The following is a 19,444-nucleotide window of genomic DNA, read 5'->3' on the forward strand; positions in this document are numbered from 1 at the left end:
AATACCTCCTGTTTCCTTTTTCCTATGCACAAATCGTATCATCATTCGGCTTCCATTGCTAATTGGATTTTTGAATAAATGTATTTTATTTATAGCCATTTTCTATATGTCGCGAAGCTGTTCCCAGATTATCCGGCTGACTGATTCCCATGAAAGATGCTCCAGCCGGACTTCGGTTGTTTCCCTATCTTTCACTGCTTTTAGAAGGGCAGCTGACAAACGTCGTTCAAATCTGGGAAGCTCTGCTTCAGGCACATCATCTGCATTTTCTGTTTCAGGAGGCTCTACAAACAGGATTCCATTTCCTGGAGCGCAGGACTCCATCCACTGCCGAATTCCCGGCAAGTCTGTCGACACCACTTTTAGGCCGCACGCCAAGGCCTCCATCAGAACCAACGGCAGACCTTCATAAAAGGACGGCAGTACAAGAATATCACTGTCCCTGAACTCAGCTGCCAGCTGCTTCTGCGACAGCTTTCCCAGCATAAGTACCGGGTATTTACATGTCTCCGCAAGCCGGCAGATTTCTTCATATTCCCTTTGATTTCCATAGCCTCCCGCCAGCTTGAGCACCAATTCGGATTCTCCATATTCCAAATACTCAAGGCTTCTGATCAGACTCATGACTCCCTTTTTTCCTGCCAGCTTACCTGCAAAAATGAGCTGTATCCTGTCTCCTTTTTTTCGTCCTTTTTTATCTTTTTTCCTGTAAAATATCCGGCTGTTATATCCGATTCCAACTACACGAATCTTCCGGGAGGGATACCCGTAGACTTTCTCAATCTTCTCTTTCAGTTCACCCTGCAGGGCAAACACAATGTCAAGCTTTTGTATTTGTTCTCTTACATAGCCCCGCTGAAGCTCAGTTTTCAACATCTGCCTTATGTCGGTGCCATGGCAGATACCTGCCACTTTATGGTCCGGAAAAGCCTCTCTGACCCAGGCTGTCAGAAGGTAAAGATGATGACATAAAATAACATCCGGCGCAAATTCTTCCACAGCCTTTCGCACCTGCTTCATGGCCCCATCCCGAAATTTATCCACCATATCCGCTGTCATTTTCCCATATACTGTACTTTTATATGGCATCTCATCCGACATACCCGGAATAGCAAAGGGAATGTCACCCGTACAATAGTAAACCGGGTAAAACTGAACCCCCTCAGGAAATACGATCGAATCTTCTTTGTACACTCCGGCGGATACGGCCTGGGGACTTCCAAGTGTATGAAATCCCCTCACCAACTCCAGCAGGTAGATTCCGCTTCCTGTGCTGTCAGGCTTCTGCGCGGATATGCTTAAAATTTTCATCTTCAGTCTCCAGTTGGCTCCATCTCATTCAATGACCACAGTTTTTCAGGTCTTACTTCGAGCTTCTCCAGCACTTTACTCCATATAAGCTCCTCGTGACGGGGCACGTTTGCCACAAAACGTGTTTTCAATGTTTCAAGTAATTCTATAGGTTTTCCGTAGTTTTTTCAACGAATTTCCGCTGTTTCTACTATGTATAAAGTGCCATTTCCGCACCCTTTACATTTTATTCCCGCTTGGCTCGTTGCTCGCGGGAATAAAATCATTTGCTTGTTAAATGTATAATATAACATGTATGTGCTTGTGTCAATTATTTATACAAACTTTTGCTTTTATTTCTAATTTAAATATGTTATGGTGTAGGGGTCAAAAGGTATTTTGACCCCTGATACCTACGGATTGCTACGCACTTTGTGCTCCCGCAATCCTAAAAACATTCGAAATCCGCCCTGCTCGGGCTACTTTCTCATGTTTTACGGGTCCCAAAGTCATGCTTTTTCATGCAAGCATGAAAAAGCATGACCTTTTGACCCTGGTATCATGTTATTGTTTAATAAGAAAGTGGGTGATTAAGTGAATACAGGGGAAAGAATAAAACAGGCACGAAAACAAGCCAAATTATCACAAGGACAACTCGGAAAGCGTGTCGGTATATCGCAGCAGCAAATAGCACAATATGAAAACAGAGTTAGAAACCCCAAAATTGAAACTTTAAAAAAAATTGCTAACGCTTTAAACGTTACACCCGCTGAATTTTTAGAAGATGAACTATTTGATGCCACTGATTTTCCTGACGAATCTGGTGAATTAAGCTTAATGGATAAAAAACTTGAAGGAATCTTGAATGACGAAAAAGATGGTATGGGCATTGACATGATAAAAATATATTTTGACATGCTCAACAAAAAAGGGCAGCTCAAAGCTATAGAGCAAGTTGAATTGTTATCCAGAATCCCCGAATATCAGAAGAGCAATCATTCCCTTGCCCGCCCGGCCAGATGAAACAGAAGTTAAAGAGGGGTTTTTAAGCTCCAGAGAGAGGCCAAGGGCTATGAGTGGAAATTCCTTGAGCAATTTACCAAGAGCCTGGATATAACCTTTGAAACGCTCTATAAAAAGTAAATGTAAAGGAAGGAGATGTAAAACATGCAGCGTGTTTTATGCCTGTTAATAGGCTATTGTTTTGGTATTATATTGACCGCAGAGATCGTGACACGGCATGTGGCCGGCGTCAGACCGGATGATATGGGGAGCAAAAATCCCGGCATGGCAAATGTCATGAGGGAACTTGGCTTCAAGCCGGGGATTATTGTACTTGCAGGTGACTGTGCAAAAACAGCAGCTGCTTTGTTCCTCTGCCGTGCTTTATTCCCCTCTTTACATGCTTTGTCGATGTTCTACGCTATGATGGGCGTTGTCCTGGGTCACAATTTTCCCATATGGAAGCACTTTCGGGGAGGAAAGGGTGTGGCTGTTACCTGTGTGTCAATATTTATTATTTCACCCCTATGGGGCCTTGCGGCAAACATCGTAGGATTTCTGGCCGTACTGATCACGGGCTATCTCCCTCTTGGTGCAGTATTGATTCCCCTTGCTTTCATTCCTCTTGCCTTTATTTATTTCGGGCCGGAATCTGGAGTGCTGATAGGACTTTGTACTGTAATAATGTTTTTGCGGCATTGCAAAGGACTGAGGCGAATACGCCGCGGGGAAGAGAAAAAAATGCATTTACTGAAATGGATAAAAAATAAGAAACAACACGGAGAGCGTTAATGAAGAAAGCTTCTCTTACAACAGAATAATTGCTGCCTCCCCGGAACTCAACTTAATTTCTTTTCTATTATTGCTAAAATGACTGTTGGACAGCAGAAGCGTACCTTCTTTCCATTCTTGATCTAAATGTACTTCCTCAGCTCCAAAATTGGCAGCAATCAGTATGTGCTTATTTTCCAGTATTCTTTCATAAGCGAAGACCTTATCAAACTCCGTAAAGCGGGGAACAATTTCACCGGTGGCAAACACTTCCTTATACGCTTCGCTTTTCCGCAGCCGGATAGCTTCCTTATAAAAATTCAAGACAGATTCCGGATCTTTTTCTTCCCTATTCACATTTATTTCCTGATAATTTTTATTCACTTTTAGCCAGGGCGTACCCTTAGTAAATCCGGCATTATCAGCATTATTCCACTGCATCGGCGTACGGGCATGGTCACGGCTGCGTTCATTACAGACTGCCAGGGCCTGCGCTTTATTCAGTCCGGCATCTATGGCCCGTCGATATTCGTCTTTCGTATTTATATCATCAAATTCTGATATGTCGGCAGCCGTAAAGTTTTGCATACCGATTTCCTGTCCCTGATAGATAAAAGGTATTCCCCGGAGAAATAAATTGACGCAGGCCAGCATTTTAATCCCTTTTGGATTGCGGAGACCCTCCGGCAGATATCTGGAAGCACCTCTTGGCTCATCGTGATTTTCAATAATATTGGCATAGTAGCCAATTCCCTGTGCCTTTAACTGAGTTTTGAAAACCATGTCCCTCCACTTTTTAAAGTCATGCTTTGGAGAGTCATACCAGCCGTGCCCGCCTTTTGTGAGCACCTCTCCGGAAAAATCAAACATGGTGGAAAAGTGCCCCTCATCTCCGATAAATTCCCTTAGTTTATCCTCCTGCATATTAAAGACTTCCCCTACTGTAAAGGCACCATATTTATCGAAGGTGTTCGTTTTTAGCTCTTCCAGCAGTTCCCCTACCCCTTCTGTATCTGCTATCATAGTCGTAAAATCTGCCAGCCCATCATCACCGTCCGGCTCATAAGAAGGTAACTCAGGGTGTTTTTTTATATTAATAATCGCATCAATACGAAAGCCTGCAATTCCTTTGTCAAGCCACCAGTTGACCATGTCAAAAAGCTCTTTTTTCACTTCTGGATTTTCCCAGTTAAGATCCGGCTGCTCCTTTGCAAAGGCGTGCAGATAGTATAGATCCCTCCCCTGTACCGGCTCCCATGTGCTGCCTCCAAAATAAGAGCGGTAGTTGGATGGCACCTTTCCATTTACTCCCTTGCGGAAATAATAATAGTCCCCGTACTTTCCCGTCGGATCCGCCAGCGCTTTCTGAAACCATTCATGCTGGTCAGATGTATGGTTAATAACAAGATCCATGATAATCTCCATATTGCGTTTTTTCGCTTCAGCCAGAAGCTCATCAAAGTCTTCCATAGTCCCAAACTGTTCAGCTATCTTATAATAATCGGAGATATCATATCCTTGATCTACAAAAGGAGACTGATAAACCGGAGATATCCAGATAATATCAATTCCCAGTTCCTTCAGATAATCCAGTTTTTCAATAATTCCACGCAGATCGCCAATGCCGTCCCCATTGGTATCCTTAAAACTTTTGGGATAAATCTGATATGCAACCTTATCAAGCCACCATCTCTTTTTCATTCTCTTATACCTCGTTCTTCCTAAAGTCTCTTCATAATATAACTTATGCGCATAAGTTATATTAATACTACCAGCAATTCTGATATTTTTCAATACTTATGCGCATAAGTTTTTTGCGTAATAGTTCAACAGAATCAAGCTGATGGCTGAACTGAATGCTTGCATTTCTATTTGACGACTGTTGTGAAGGTCAAAGACCCCGCAGCTTGCTGCGCTGCAAGTTTGATGCCCCGTCAGCTTGCTGCGGGGTCTTTGACTTTTTTGACACTATCTCCTATAAATAGTTCCACCGGCAATCTGATATTCCCGTACTCCTGCTTCTGGTTCTCAATCATCTTAACCAGCTGCTTCACTGCGGCTCTGCCTTTTTCGGTTACGTCCTGACACACGGTGGTCAAAACCGGCCTCACCATTTTGCCGTACCGGTTACCGTCAAAACCCGTTATCGAAATATCTCCGGGGACCTTTAGCCCCTGATCCTGAAAATAGTTAATAACCGTAGCAGCATAATAATCTGAGCAAAACATAAAGGCTGTAACTTCTTTTGCCTTTTGCATAAGTTCTGCTAAAGTATCCTCTTTTTCCAAATGCCCGGGCAGAATACTAATCAGCTGATCTTCCTCGGCCGGAACCATATATTCCTTCATGGCCCGCTTATGTCCCAGATACCGGTAATAATCAATACCCTCCATGTTGTCGGTGACAAATCCAATCTTCCGGTGACCGTATTTTATCAGATATTCCGTCATTTGATAAGCTCCCTCTTCATCCTCCAAGCCTACATTTAGATGCCTTGCTATTTCCTCCGATATGTAGCTGTCGATGATGACTGTGGGCTTTTTATAACGCTGCCGTACTTTCACATAATCATCCTGAGACATCCCAACCAATATCAGGCCATCCGCATTCCATGTGGAAGTGTAACGTATGATTTCCTCAATACTTCCGGAAATATAAAGCATCATAAAAAATCCGGCCTTGCGCAGCTCGTGTTCAACCGTTCCGATCAGCTCCCCATAAAAAGGGTCGGCAATCAGGTTGACATACTTTTCTTCACTACCCTTAATCGCCATGCCGATGATCTTTGAGCTGTTAACCGCAAGATTGCGGGCGTTTATGTTAGGCACATAATTATATTCATCTATTAGTTTCTGTACCTTGGCCACAGTTGCCCCGGATACTTCCTTTGTCTTACCGTGAATAACATTTGAGACCGTGGTAGTACTTAATTCCAGCATTTCTGCCATATCCTTAATCGTTATCATTATCCCGTTATTCCCTTTATGAAATCATTACTTTCATTTTTTATTCCCGCGAGGGTCAAATGCTTGCTGCGGGGTATTTGACTTGTTACAGCCCAATTAACAGCCCTATACCATGTACAAGAAATGCTGCCGCCCATGCAATTACACACTGCCCCACAACAACGACTGCTGTCCACTTTCCTCCCAGCTCCCGCTTGATAGATGCAACGGCAGCAACGCACGGTGTATATAAAAGGCAGAATACTAATAATGAGGCTGCCGTTAACGGAGTCAGTATGCTAAATAACATTGTTTTCGACGGTATGAGCACAGACAATGTCGACACGACACTTTCTTTTGCCATAAACCCTGTGATCAGCGCAGTAGAAATCCTCCAGTCTCCAAATCCTAATGGCTTAAAGATAGGAGCAATAATCCCCGCAACAGAGGCAAGAATACTGTTCTGGGAATCGGCCACCATTTTAAAATGCAAATCAAATGTCTGTAAAGTCCAAATAACAATTGTTGCTATAAAAATAATGGTGAAAGCTCTCTGAAGAAAATCTCTCGCTTTATCCCACAACAGCTGAGCTACATTTTTGGCCCCCGGCATGCGGTAATTCGGCAGTTCCATTACAAAAGGAACAGGTTCCCCTTTAAAGACACTGCCCTTTAGCAGGAATGCCACAAGAATTCCCACTGCAATTCCTAAGAAATACAATGCAACCATGACCACAGCTCCGTGCTTAGGGAAAAATGCCGCTGTAAAAAATGCGTAAATAGGAAGCTTTGCAGAACAGCTCATAAAAGGAGTCAGCAGTATAGTCATCTTTCTGTCTCTCTCCGAAGAAAGCGTTCTGCTTGCCATAACTCCGGGTACAGTACATCCAAATCCAATCAGCATAGGAACAATACTTCGCCCTGAAAGACCAATCTTTCTTAAAAGTTTGTCCATAACAAAGGCTACCCGCGCCATATATCCGCTGTCTTCCAGCATAGACAGGAAGAAAAAGAGTGTCACAATAATAGGAAGAAAACTCAGCACACTTCCCACGCCGTTAAAAATACCGTCAATTATCAGTGAATGAAGGGCAGGATTAACCTCCAATGCAGTCAGGCCCATATCGGTGATATTGGTAAGCCAGGTGATTCCCATATCAAGCAAATCAGCCAGAAAAGCACCGATTACATTAAAAGTCAGCCAAAATACCACACCCATAATAGCAATAAAAGCAGGGATGGCAGTATATTTTCCTGTCAGAACCTGATCAATTTTCCTGCTCCTAACGTGCTCTTTACTCTCTTTCGGCTTAATTACAGTTGCATCACACAGCTTTTGGATAAAGTCAAACCTCATATCCGCAATTGCCGCAGCAGGATCCAGGCCCCGCTCTTTTTCCATCTGAAGGATAATATGTTCCAGTATATCCTCTTCATTGGAATCAAGATTCAGCTTCTCCAACACAAGTCTATCTCTCTCTGCCAGTTTCGTGGCTGCAAAACGCACCGGAACTTCCGCTCTTTGTGCATGATCCTCAATCAGATGCATAATGCTGTGAATGCATCTGTGTACAGCACTCCCTTTCCCATCAGGAAGGCAGAAATCAACCCTTCCGGGTCTCTCCTGATATTTTGCCACATGAACCGCATGCTCTATTATCTCATCGATACCTTCATTTTTTGCTGCAGAAATGGGAACTACAGGAACTCCCAGCATCTCTTCCATTTCGTTGATTAATATAGAGCCACCGTTTTCCCGCACCTCGTCCATCATATTAAGTGCTAAAACCATTGGAACATTCAGCTCCATCAGTTGTAAAGTTAGGTATAGATTTCTTTCAATATTTGATGCATCTACTATATTTATAATGCCCTTCGGCTTTTCATGCATTATAAATTCTCTGGTTACAATCTCCTCACTGCTGTAAGGAGACATAGAATAAATTCCCGGTAAATCCGTCACAAGGGTATTCGGATGCCCCTTTATCACCCCATCTTTCCGGTCTACCGTAACCCCCGGAAAATTTCCCACATGTTGGTTTGCTCCCGTCAATCGGTTAAAGAAGGTAGTCTTACCCGAGTTTTGATTCCCGGCGAGTGCAAATGTCAGTTTTTCTCCATCCTTTAACGGGTGCTCACTTGCTTTCACATGATATTTTCCCCCTTCACCAAGCCCCGGATGAGGAATCGGCTTCCTGTTTGGAATGCTTGCTTTCTCCTCAGCAGGGATATCCCCTTGTTCAATTTCTATCTTTTGGGCGTCAGCCATCCTGATTGTCAATTCATACCCATGTATTCTTAATTCCAACGGGTCACCCATAGGTGCCAGCTTTACCATCGTAACTACAGCCCCGGGAATCAATCCCATATCAAGAAAATGCTGCCTTAAAGCACCTTCACCTCCAACGGATAAAATAGAAGCGGATTTCCCTATTTCCAGTTTCTCTAATGTCATGTTTAGTCCTCAATTCTACAAATGCAAATATTTGATAAAACTTATCATTAAGGATAGTTTGCGCTAACTATTTACCGTTGTCAATAGATCTTGAAAAGAAAAAGTTGGAAGACTTCCTTAGTATTGCCTTACTCTGATAAATGTTCTTGCCTAAATAGCTGTTCTCTGAATTCCTCGTCCTCCGTCATACGAAAAATAGTTTCCTCTTCTCTCCATCTCGCACCATTTCTTCAATTGCCGCACACATATTGACACCTCCTTCGTCGTCTTCAAACAATTCTGATTTTTCTCGTAACACCGGAATATCCAAAAACACTGCATAGGGGTCAAAAGGTATTTTGCCCTCTGATACCTACGGATTGCTCCGCACTTGTCGATTCACAATTCCAGCTTTTCCTCTCTGAGAAGCTTCTTCCGGAATTCCTGATCCTCTGTCATACGGAAAATATCTTTAGTACGGTTCTCCTCAAGGAGCTTTTTCAATAATTGGTTATACCTTCTCTCACCTCTTCTCTCACCTCTTCTCTCGCCCCTTTTTTCTCCGTCACGGACCATTTCTTCAATTGCTGTACACATATTTACGCCTCCTAATTCGTTTTCGTAAAATTCTGGTTTTTCTCTTAGTGCCGGTATGTCCAAAAATACTGAAATCAATTCGCACCGCTCTCTGGACAAATGACTGTAATGTTCCTCATTCTCTTTTAATATCTTATACAGACCTTTTTTATCATGACAGACTTCAAGTAATTCAAAAACTTCCCGGAGTCCTGTTTTAAAATTCTCTTTATTGACAGTATCACTGCTGGCAATATGCAGTGCATAATTTGGAAATTTTTCTCTCCACCGAGTAAAGCTACCTGTAAAGTTCAGCATGTCATGCAAGTGGACAGGTTTCGTCCAGTTTTTCTTATCTCCATAATAAAGCACAATAGTGAGCACGGGTGTCAGTCTGTCATCTTCTGTCAACCCAGAGAGGAATTCAGCAGAATTTTTCAGGTTATGACTGTGCCTGTTACGTTTGGCCCTTATTTTCATCTGGTCTAAATAATCAACACTGTCGTACGCAAAGCATCTTATGGGCATACCGTAGTGCACCTCCCTCTGTGCCTCCACCGCTAATATAACCTCCGACTGCCCTTTATCATCCAAACTTTTCATCTGCATCTTGATATCCCGAATCCGGTTTATGTCTCTGATCTTATCGTTTTCCGTTTTTACCTGTAAAATCTGCCTCTCGCTGCAAGCCACAAGTCTGCTCGGATCTATTACTTGTTCCCCCTGAAAAATGGAGCCGTTAAATAGATCTGCGAATGTTGTGGCATTTGATAACGCCTTGCAGACCGCGGCATCCCTAGCATTCAGCTTTATTACTCTTTTTCCCACGTACTTCCTCCTTTTCTCACATTATCCGGAAAAGTGGAATATAGGGAGAAGAGAGATTTGCAATATTTGTTGATACAAACATTCTAATCTATAGTATTTGCTATTTCAATGCTATTTATCAGGCCACGGGAGGTGCTCCCGGCATGGGGATGCTGGCATGGATCGCAGGCGGTTTTGCAAGTATTGTAGCTGCCCTTACCTTTGCGGAGGTGGCGGTTCTCATTCCCAGAACCGGGGGTATGGTGGCCTATCTGGGTGAAGTTTACAACGAAAAAGTTGGCTTCCTGGCCGGCTGGATGCAGATTGTTATTTTTTATCCCGCCTTTTTGGCCGGCTATGGTGTGAAGATTGGCACAGAACTGGGGGAATATTTAGGCATGCAGTACACTTTGCCCATAGCAATGATCGTGATTATCACCTTAGTTGCCCTGAACACACTGGGCTCTAAAACAGCCGGGGGCATTCAGGTTGTCTCTACCATATGTAAATTGATTCCTCTGTTACTCTTAATGATCTTTGGCTTTATTTTCGGCAGCGGAAACAACCCTGTCTTTACCCCGGTGGTGGCAGAGGGTAAAAACGTGGCCGCAGCTTTCGGCTCTACATTGCTGGCAGTGCTTTTTGCTTTTGAGGGCTGGACGAATGTAGGTGCTATCGCCGGTGAGATGAAAAATCCGGGCAGGGATCTTCCCCGGGCAATCGTCGGCGGTGTTTCTATCATCATGGCTGTATATCTCATTATCAACATTGCATATTTATGGGTAATACCGGCGGATCAGCTTATGAATTTAGAGTCCCCGGCTTCCGCAGTAGCAATGAAGATTTTCGGGCCAACAGGCGGCCTGCTGATTAAAATTGGTATTATTATTTCCGTTCTCGGCGCTGCCAACGGCTTCCTGATGTCTGGCTCGCGGGTTGCCTATTTGCTGGCAAGTCAGAATACTTTGCCTGTAAGCCGCCGGCTGAGCAGTTTGAATAAGAATCAGGTTCCGGCTAATTCTATCATTTTAGTGGGGTTTTTGGCTTGCCTTTATTCTTTAAGCGGCCGGTTTGATATGCTGACTGATCTTGCGGTATTTTCCTGCTGGATTTTTTATACCTTGACTTTCGCTTGTGTTATGAAACTGCGCAGAGCAAAGCCTGACCTTCCCCGTAAATACAAGGTGCCCCTTTATCCTGTCGTTCCCATTTTGGCAATTATAAGCGGCCTGTACGTAATTGTAAGCCAGCTTTTCCTGTCAGGCTCTTTCACTAGGATGCTTTCTATTGGCAGTATTGTTATCACTTTGCTGGGTCTTCCGGTATATATTCTGTCAAAAAAGTATTATGCCGCCCGTACGTAAACCGCACGGTTGAAAAATCAGCAGTATATCTAAAATGTGGCCCTAATTTTTACTGCATCCACTCTTTTATCCACACAAGCATTTCCCCCGGCACTCGGTTACACCAGAAGGCATAGGGGATTGCTGTAATCTTTGTGTCTTCATATTTGGGTTTAAAAGTGCTGTATAGCTCCTCACCTTTCCAGCTTCCATTTTGGATTCTTTTTGCTTCAGCCTGCAGCACGTAGGAGCCGCCAAAGAGATCTTCTGACCATATCTTCTCAGGTGCTACATCTGTTTTAATATAGTAGGACTGTAAATTTTCCTGATTATCCTGTTCCTCTAAAGCATATACAAGAGGGCCATACATCATACAAACCTTGCCTTCATCTTCCCTTACATTGGGGTTCGCATATACATATTGGGGCAGCATCTCATAATCAATAATTATTTGCTGTCCACTTTCTATATTTTTCACAATTGCATACCCATTTTCTTCATTAAAATCGCAGGCTTTATCATTAATTGTAATTTGATAATTTAAGGCATATTCCGGGATTCTCAGAGCCAGGCTTTCAGCTCCACTATTTTCCTGAACCTCCAGAACTACATGTCCTCTCCATGGCATCTGCGACTGCATGTGCACAGATATGTGTCCTTTATCCAATGGTATTTCTGCTTCATTTCCTATATATATATTCACATATACTGTGCTACCTTCCGCACAATATATATATTGCCCTAGGCTGCCCAAGGTTCTGGCAATATTAGAGGGGCAGCATGCGACAGAAAACCATTTCTGGCGGATACTTTTTACATGTTCCTTTGATGTCCGCTCTATACAGGACGGCGGCCACACCTCAAGTGGATTTACATAGAAAAAACTTTTTCCGTCCATGGCCATTCCCGCCAACACAGTATTATAAAGAGCTCTTTCTACAACATCATAATATTGTGCATTTCTGGTAATCTGTGTCATTCGCCGCCCAAATAATGCAAGTCCGACAGAGGCACAGGTTTCCGCATAATTATATGCATTCGGCAAATCATAGTCTGTGGTAAACCTTTCAAGTATCCCGGAAGACCCAATACCTCCCGTAATATACATTCTCTTTTTTACAATGTTGTTCCAGAGCCTCCCGCATGCCAGAAATAACTCCTCATCCTGATATTCATATGCAAGATCCGCCATAGCACTGTACATATAAACTGCACGTACTGCATGTCCTTCGGCTGTCTTCTGTTCCCTGACCGGGAGATGTGACTGAGAATACTCCGGCCTGTAATCATAAAATTCCGGAAAAATTCTTCTGCCTTCATTTTTTTCAAGTTCCTGCCGGAAATAATCTTTTTGCCCTCTCGCGTCAATAAAGTACTTCGCCAGCTCAAGATATTCTTTCTTCCCAGTGACTTCATAAAGCTTTACCAGCGCAAGCTCAATCTCCTGATGCCCGGGCACACCATATCTTTTATTTTCTGCGTCTCCAAAAGTATCGTATACTAAATCCGCCATCTTGCATACGACCCTCAGCAGCCGCTTATCTCCAAGTACTTCATAGCATGCAACAGCAGCTTCAATCATATGCCCCAGAGTGTAAAGTTCATGTCCTTCGCAAAGATTCTGGAATTTTTCATCCGGAGCCTTCAAAATGAAATAAGTATTGAAATATCCATCTGGCTGCTGCGTTTTTTCGATTAATGTTACCGCTTCGTCTATTTTTTGTTTTAATCCTTCATTTGGCTGAATAGATGAGATATATGCTGCCGCTTCAATCCACTTTGCCAAATCAGAATCCTGAAAGGCAGCCCCATAAAAATCCCCCTCTTCTTCGCCTGCTGCAATCCGGAAGTTGGCCAGACAATGGCTTTTTTCTGCCCCTTCAATCTGGTCATTCATGGCTTTCCACTGATACTCCAATACTTCCTCCTTTACCAGCTTTTGAAATTTTCCCCAAAACTTATCTTCAATCACAATATTCCTGACCGGAACTAATTTTGCTTTTTTCATGTGTGTCCTCCTTCTCTTTCAGTACACCTTCCAAGCACAGGGTAACAAAAGTGCCTTCCTCCCATTCACTATTTACCGTGATGCCGCTTTTGGAGCCATACATCAGCCTGAGTCTTTGATGAACATTCCAGAGGCCATAGCCTCCCTGCTGCCTTTCTTCTTGCTTTTCGCTGTCTGCCTGTAATTTTTCTCTCAATGCATCCAGCTGATTTGGAAGCATACCTATACCATTATCCTGTACTTCGATAATTAAGTCTTCCTCCTGCTTTTTGCACCGGATTATAATCCTGCCTTTTCTGCCAGCATCTCTCAATCCATGATATACACTATTTTCCACAGCCGGCTGGACAATGCATTTCATTACTCTGACATTTTCCAATCCAGAGGGCAGCTCTATGTTCCATGACAGTTGTCCGGGAAATCTGATGCTCTGAATTTCCAAATACGCACTTACCTGGGCAAGTTCATCTTTAAGTCTGATAATTTCCATTCCCTGGCTTAAACTGATCCTAAAAAAATCTGATAAAGCAATCGCCAGCTCTGCACATTGTCTATCATTATTTTTTCTTGCAAACATAGCGATAGAATCCAAAGCATTATATAAAAAGTGGGGGTTGATCTGGTATTGCATGGTTTCCAGCTCTAGGTAATTTCTTTCCTTTTCATCCCTGATCACTTTTTCCAGCAATTCTTCAATCTCACTGGACATAGCATTTAAGGTTTTTCCAAGCTGCCCGATTTCGTCATCTCCGCTGATCGGTACTTTTACCCTTTTGCCGCCCTCACCGATCTGCTTCATTGCTTTTTTCATATCTGAAATTGGTTTCGTAATTCTTCCTGATAAATAGACAATCAGTACAATACTAATCAGGAGCAGGCAGACCAGTTCTGCCATTATTACCTTCAGAATTGTATATACAGATTTATAAGCCACTGCTTTTTCAATCTCAGCAGTTAATACCCAGCCTTCCATTTTCTCCGTACAGGAAACCGCAATTTTATTTTCGGCTTCTGGTTCTCCCTGCGTAAGATTCAGTTCATCCTTCGTCGCATATAACCTGTAAGAACTGTTTTCATCCATCAGAAACTGCTCCATGCGCCCCATAAATTCCTTTTTATCTATCATCATACAGACTACACCTATTTTCCTTGTTAAATCTGTAGTATTATTATTTATGATTCTGTACACCGTCAGCTGATTGTCTTTATCTGAGCCATACCAGACTGCCGATGCATCTTTTCTGATTGTGTTCTCGGGATTACTTTTCAGAAAATCAGACATTTTCCCTTCTCCAAGGTTACTGTAAATACGTCCCTGATTATCCAGCAGGTAAATCCCCTGAATAATATTATCATAATCCGTATAGGACAAAATTTTGTTGCGGAGTTCAGTCTTGAAAACGGGCTTCGTTTTCCCCTCTGTCTGATTTGCCTGTTCTAAAAAATTTTGAATTTCAGGGTCGCCAATGATATTCACCATGTACGTTTCCATTTTATTCTTTTCAGTTACTGCCTGTAATAGTGCAGACTCCGTAAACCGCTCCAGATGATTCGAATACAGCTCCATCATGGAAGGCCTGAGATATACCTCCGTGACAATTGCCATCACTACAATTTGAAAAATAGTGATACCCATAAAGAAAAAGATAATTCTGTTTTTAATGGATTTGAACCTTCGCCTCATGAAGCATTCCTTTCCCTGTACTCCTTAGGGGATAAGCCCGTATACTTTTTAAAAAGTACACTAAAATAATTAGGATTGCGGTAGCCTGCCTCTTCCGCAATCATATAGCTTCTTTTCCCTGTATATTTCAGCATTTCCTGTGCTGCTCTCATTCTGGTATTTGTAATATACTCCATACAGGTGCGCCCTGTTATGCTTCCGAAGATACGTGAAAGATAATTGGGGGTAACTCCAATGTGCCCGGCTAACGAAGCTACAGTTAATCCAGGATCCGAATATTCCTTTTCGATTTTCTGTTTTGCTTCCTCCACCATAATCTCTATATACCTTTTTGAAGCGTTACTTTGTGCACGTGCAAAAATGTCCATAATTGTCAGAAACTTTTCTTCCACTCTGTCATAATTGGTGATTGCCTGCTCTGTGTCCTCAAACTCTTTCAAAATCTCTACACCAAATTCATCTGCCAGTCTTCCCAGTACTCCCAGAAATTGCAGCAATTCCTTTCGGGATTCTTCTATGGATACTTTCGGAGACATAATCTCCCTCAAAAAATTTTTAGTCATACTTTCGTCGAGAGTATCATGGAAACGAAGCATTTTAGTAATTTTATGCTCCATATCATATGGATATTTTTTATTTGTATTTTCGATTCGCCGGATATCTTTGTAATACATATAGAACATTGTACTCCCATTACAGATAAATCTCACCGCTTCTGCTGCCTGCGCCGCGCTTTTCCTAACTTCTGTAATATCTTCCACTGTTGTCCCTATGCCGAAATACACCTCTATATTTAGGTTCTGCCGAATAGACTCTTTTAAAATCTCTATTTTGTCTCTTCTGACATCCCCATTGATAATGAAAATTTCCATGTTTTCATAAGGCAGTCCATATAAATATCTATCTGGTATAATTTCAGCTGCAAGCTGCTGAAGAGCTAATTCTTCTGTCAATTTATTTTGCTGCATCTCTTCCTTTTTCCACAAAGCAATGCAGCAAAACTTATCTTCCACAGTTGTGATTTCCAATTCCTTCATGCTTGCCGCTACATTTTCTAACCTATCATTTCTATTCGTCAGCAAATCATTCCAAAACTGATTTTTCATCACAGGTATATACTGATCCAATTTTTTCTCTGCTATTCTCACCCAGTCCTTGAGCTTCATCCGCTCCTCAATGTCATGCCTTACTTCCTGAAGAATCTGTCTGAGTTTTTCCGCAGAAACAGGCTTTAGTAAATATCGTTTTACCCCCAGGCGCATAGCCTCCTGTGCAAGATCAAATCTCTCGTGCCCCGAGAGAATAATAATGTCACACATCTGATTACTCTCTCTAAGCATTTGTATAAATTCAATTCCGTTTAAAATTGGCATGTAAAGATCTGTTATGATAATATCAACGGTTTCTTTTTCCAGGTACTGCAGTGCCTCTATGGCACCTTCAAATAATATCGGCTGCTCAAATCTCTCTTCTCCCCAGTCAATCATTTGTGCCAGCCCTTCCCTGATACTCACTTCATCCTCTACTATCATTATCTTCATGCCATCACCTCTTATTTTACTAACCTTTTACTGCCCCGGCTGTCATACCGCCGATTATCTTATCTGTCAAAAGTGCATAGATTACAATTGTAGGTAATATAGAAATAACCATTGCCGCAAAAGCATACGCATAGTTTGCCTCAAATGTAGTTAAGAAAGAGCGGATTGCCACCTGAATCGTCCTTGAAGAATCACTTTGATTCAAAAGATTTGCAAACAGCAATTCATTCCACGAGTTAATTACAAGAAATACACAAGCCGTTACAATCCCCGGCTTAGAAATCGGAAGCACAATTTTCCGAAAAGCCTGCCCAGAATCAGCGCCGTCTATCTTAGCCGATTCCAACAGCTCTAAAGGAATCGTATCCATATAGCCTTTTATAACCATAAAACTCATGGGAAGATTTACTCCCGCGTAAACAAGAGCAATGCCAAGTACACTGTCATAAAGACCAATTTTATTTATCATAACATAGTATGGCACCATAAAGGCATTTGTCGGTATAAACAGGCACATAAAAAGCAGTACCGTCAGAGCCTTTTTTGTTCTGAATTTGTGCATCATAGCATAGGATGCAAGGGTTGCCGCACAAATAGATAAAACAGTTGCCAATGCCGCTATCACCACAGAATTTAAAAAATACAGTACCATCGGATGGCTTTTCATCACTGCAATATAATTATCAAAGGAAAGATGTTTAGGAGCCTCAAAAGGAGCATTAAATAAATCTGCATTTGGTCTGAAGGAAGAAAGGACCAGCCACAAAAATGGCACTAACATTAAAATCAATACCAAGAACATAAAAACATACAGCATTACCCTGGCGGGTGTCGTTTTTCTATTTTTCATAATGACTTTTCCTCTCTTTCTGAAGAATATTGACAAATACCATGATTACCATGCCAAGCAATACCGTAACGAGTCCTGCTGCCATAGAGATTCCATATCTGTTTGCTCCAACCATTTCTTTATATATATATAACGATAAATTCATCGTACTGTTGGCCGGTCCTCCTCCTGTCATCAAGAACGGATATTCAAATGTCCGTAAACAGAATGCCAGATTTAACATGATATTCGTAATGATCGCCGGCTTTACCAACGGAAGATATACTTTTAAATCTACCTGGATAGATGTCGCCCCGTCCACAACTGCTGCCTCATATAATTCTTTCGGTATTGTCGAAAGCTGTGTTAAAAAAATGATCATAGTCAGTCCCGCATATAAAACAAATGGCACGATATTGCACACAAGTGCCGTACCCGGATCATTTAGCCAGGCATGTGTCAGCCTGCCAAGTCCAACTGCTTTTAACATATTATTTAAGAGTCCCACATCCACATGATAAATAAAGTACCATAAAAACGCAACTGCGGTTGTAGAAATCACATTTGGAATAAAGTACATGACTCTCATAAATTTCCAGCCCTTTGGTTTTCTGTTAAGAATCAATGCCAGCAATAACCCAAAAGGGATGTGTATAAACAATGCTGCCAACAGCCAGATAATTGTATTTTTTAATGCTGTACGAAATACAGGATCACTCACTATATATTTAAAGTTATCTATTCCAATAAATATTTTCTCTCCAAGACCATTCCACTCAAAAAAGCTAAGATATATAAGGTAGCAGAGCGGAAATAAGAAAAATGCCACAATCAGCACCACTGCCGGAACCATATAAAGTAAGGTCTGTCTCTTTTTCATAATTACCGCTCCTCCCCGGTTTATTTATTTTCTGCTGCCAGCTGATCTACAAATTCATCTGGTGTTACATTGCCTAACATAAGGCTTTCCAGCAATGACGGCAATTTTGAATTTGCCGCTGTTGTCAAGTTTCTCTGTATGTTGACAGTGCTTTGCTCTACCTTTGAATTTAATTGCAGATATTCACCCAGAAGTCCTGTTGTTGCTTTTACATCTGAATCCTCCATATCAAGCTTTGGAGAAAGGAACACCGCGCCCTCGAGTGTAAGCTGTTTCACACTGTCTTCAGATGTAATAAACTTCATAAACTTTACAATTGCTTTTTCTTTTTCTTTATCATCTGTTTTTGCAGCTGCCCAGGGTGTCTGTGCATCTGTCACGACATAATTCTCAGCCACTTTTCCATCCTGGAATGACGGCATCTGTGCGATTCCAACTTTGTCCTTAATAGGCTCAAGGGAGCCGATCAGCCAGGGTCCATCGATTACCATTGCTGTTTTTTCTGAGACAAAATTATTCATTGCAACAGAATAGTTCGCCCCAATCGCATCTGATGTTGTATATTTTGTAAGCTCAGCAAGCTTCGCCGCCGCGTCCTTCATTTCGTCTGTGTCAATATCTCCGCCTTCATTTAATTTATCAACACCCGCATAGCTTGCCGCCAGATAAGTGAATAAATTACATGTATACCATGCATCGTCTGCAGTATACAGAGAAAATGGAGTAATTCCCGCTTTTTCCAATTTCTTGCAATCTTCTGTCATTTCATCCCATGTAGCAGGAAATTCTGAAATCCCGGCCTTCGAGAATAAATCTTTATTATAATACATCACTGCCCCGGCTTTTTCGAAAGGAATTGAGGTGATTTCTCCATTCACCGTCAGAGTTTCCAAATCCCCTTCACCAAATCTTGCCTTCCACTCATCATCCATGTAATCTGAAAAATCCATGAGTTTTCCGGATTCCTGCCTTGAAAGATCATTTGGATTAAAATTGTAATGGAAAATGTCCGGGGTCGTGTCCGTAGAAATCATGGTCTTAACCTTTTCCTGATAAGCCGGGAAGTCCGGATTAACTGTTACCTTCACCTCAATTTCCCCTTCATTGTCCTTATTAAACTGTTCAATCAACGCATTCAGAGCTGCGCCTCTCTCTGAGTCTGTGCTCCAGCTGTGATACATGTCCAAAACAATTGCTCCTGAATCAGACTTCCGGGTTTCCTTTTTGTCGGCTTTCTGCCCACATCCTGCAGTTAACGATATAACCATTGCAGCTGTCATTAAAATACTTAAAACTCTTTTTTTCATTTTCTTCTCCTCCTTGTATTGTTGTAT

The 19,444-nt window shown here is 42.1% G+C and carries 15 protein-coding genes; 3 read left to right on the forward strand and 12 right to left on the reverse strand.

Annotated features, from left to right (window positions below; all coding sequences use genetic code 11):
* Window positions 1–102: 102 nt before the first annotated feature.
* The gene (locus EDD59_RS12915; RefSeq protein ID WP_132382534.1) at window positions 103–1,311 is read right to left on the reverse strand and encodes a glycosyltransferase family 4 protein; all 1,209 of its coding nucleotides are present in this window, start codon (window positions 1,309–1,311) and stop codon (window positions 103–105) included.
* A 2-nt stretch (window positions 1,312–1,313) separates the two neighbouring features.
* Window positions 1,314–1,442 carry a DUF4256 domain-containing protein gene (locus tag EDD59_RS18670; protein WP_279233362.1) on the reverse strand — a complete coding sequence of 43 codons (129 nt, stop codon included), beginning with the start codon at window positions 1,440–1,442 and terminating at the stop codon, window positions 1,314–1,316.
* Between the two features lie 442 nt (window positions 1,443–1,884).
* Between EDD59_RS18670 and EDD59_RS12925 the strand changes: the two genes are divergently transcribed.
* Both EDD59_RS12925 and EDD59_RS12930 read left to right on the forward strand, forming a co-directional pair.
* Window positions 1,885–2,313 (forward strand): helix-turn-helix domain-containing protein, encoded by a 429-nt coding sequence (locus EDD59_RS12925; protein WP_132382536.1) that lies wholly within the window; start codon window positions 1,885–1,887, stop codon window positions 2,311–2,313.
* 144 nt (window positions 2,314–2,457) lie between these two features.
* Window positions 2,458–3,084, forward strand: coding sequence for a glycerol-3-phosphate acyltransferase (locus EDD59_RS12930; RefSeq protein ID WP_132382538.1), 627 nt, complete (start codon window positions 2,458–2,460; stop codon window positions 3,082–3,084).
* Between the two features lie 15 nt (window positions 3,085–3,099).
* Here the strand turns inward: EDD59_RS12930 and EDD59_RS12935 are convergent, their stop codons facing one another.
* From EDD59_RS12935 to EDD59_RS12950, 4 genes are all read right to left on the reverse strand, one after another.
* Window positions 3,100–4,764, reverse strand: a complete 1,665-nt coding sequence (locus EDD59_RS12935) for a glycoside hydrolase family 13 protein (RefSeq protein WP_132382540.1) — start codon at window positions 4,762–4,764, stop codon at window positions 3,100–3,102.
* A gap of 233 nt (window positions 4,765–4,997) precedes the next feature.
* Window positions 4,998–6,029: a LacI family DNA-binding transcriptional regulator gene (locus EDD59_RS12940; protein ID WP_132382542.1), complete on the reverse strand. Its 1,032-nt coding sequence runs from the start codon at window positions 6,027–6,029 to the stop codon at window positions 4,998–5,000.
* An 85-nt stretch (window positions 6,030–6,114) separates the two neighbouring features.
* A complete protein-coding gene (gene feoB / locus EDD59_RS12945; protein ID WP_132382544.1) occupies window positions 6,115–8,463 on the reverse strand; it encodes a ferrous iron transport protein B in 2,349 nt (782 codons plus the stop codon).
* A 378-nt stretch (window positions 8,464–8,841) separates the two neighbouring features.
* The gene (locus EDD59_RS12950) at window positions 8,842–9,846 is read right to left on the reverse strand and encodes a hypothetical protein (RefSeq protein WP_132382546.1); all 1,005 of its coding nucleotides are present in this window, start codon (window positions 9,844–9,846) and stop codon (window positions 8,842–8,844) included.
* Between the two features lie 86 nt (window positions 9,847–9,932).
* Between EDD59_RS12950 and EDD59_RS12955 the strand changes: the two genes are divergently transcribed.
* Window positions 9,933–11,189: an APC family permease gene (locus EDD59_RS12955; RefSeq protein ID WP_279233363.1), complete on the forward strand. Its 1,257-nt coding sequence runs from the start codon at window positions 9,933–9,935 to the stop codon at window positions 11,187–11,189.
* Window positions 11,190–11,238: 49 nt separating this feature from the next.
* Here the strand turns inward: EDD59_RS12955 and EDD59_RS12960 are convergent, their stop codons facing one another.
* From EDD59_RS12960 to EDD59_RS12985, 6 genes are read right to left on the reverse strand one after another with little or no spacing between them, the layout of a single operon-like run.
* The gene (locus tag EDD59_RS12960; protein ID WP_132382550.1) at window positions 11,239–13,176 is read right to left on the reverse strand and encodes a glycoside hydrolase family 127 protein; all 1,938 of its coding nucleotides are present in this window, start codon (window positions 13,174–13,176) and stop codon (window positions 11,239–11,241) included.
* Entirely contained in the window at window positions 13,133–14,812 is a 1,680-nt protein-coding gene (locus EDD59_RS12965) for a sensor histidine kinase (RefSeq protein ID WP_165920941.1), read from the reverse strand. Before EDD59_RS12965 ends, EDD59_RS12960 begins: the two co-directional genes overlap by 44 nt.
* Before the next feature lie 44 nt (window positions 14,813–14,856).
* Window positions 14,857–16,401 carry a response regulator transcription factor gene (locus EDD59_RS12970; RefSeq protein WP_132382554.1) on the reverse strand — a complete coding sequence of 515 codons (1,545 nt, stop codon included), beginning with the start codon at window positions 16,399–16,401 and terminating at the stop codon, window positions 14,857–14,859.
* 19 nt (window positions 16,402–16,420) lie between these two features.
* Window positions 16,421–17,251, reverse strand: coding sequence for a carbohydrate ABC transporter permease (locus EDD59_RS12975; protein ID WP_132382556.1), 831 nt, complete (start codon window positions 17,249–17,251; stop codon window positions 16,421–16,423).
* Window positions 17,241–18,110, reverse strand: a complete 870-nt coding sequence (locus EDD59_RS12980; RefSeq protein WP_132382558.1) for a carbohydrate ABC transporter permease — start codon at window positions 18,108–18,110, stop codon at window positions 17,241–17,243. The genes EDD59_RS12975 and EDD59_RS12980 overlap by 11 nt, the downstream gene beginning before the upstream one ends.
* Before the next feature lie 20 nt (window positions 18,111–18,130).
* Entirely contained in the window at window positions 18,131–19,417 is a 1,287-nt protein-coding gene (locus EDD59_RS12985) for an ABC transporter substrate-binding protein (protein WP_132382560.1), read from the reverse strand.
* Window positions 19,418–19,444 lie beyond the last annotated feature (27 nt).

Source organism: Muricomes intestini, from assembly GCF_004346165.1.
Classification (GTDB): Bacteria; Bacillota; Clostridia; order Lachnospirales; family Lachnospiraceae; genus Muricomes; species Muricomes intestini.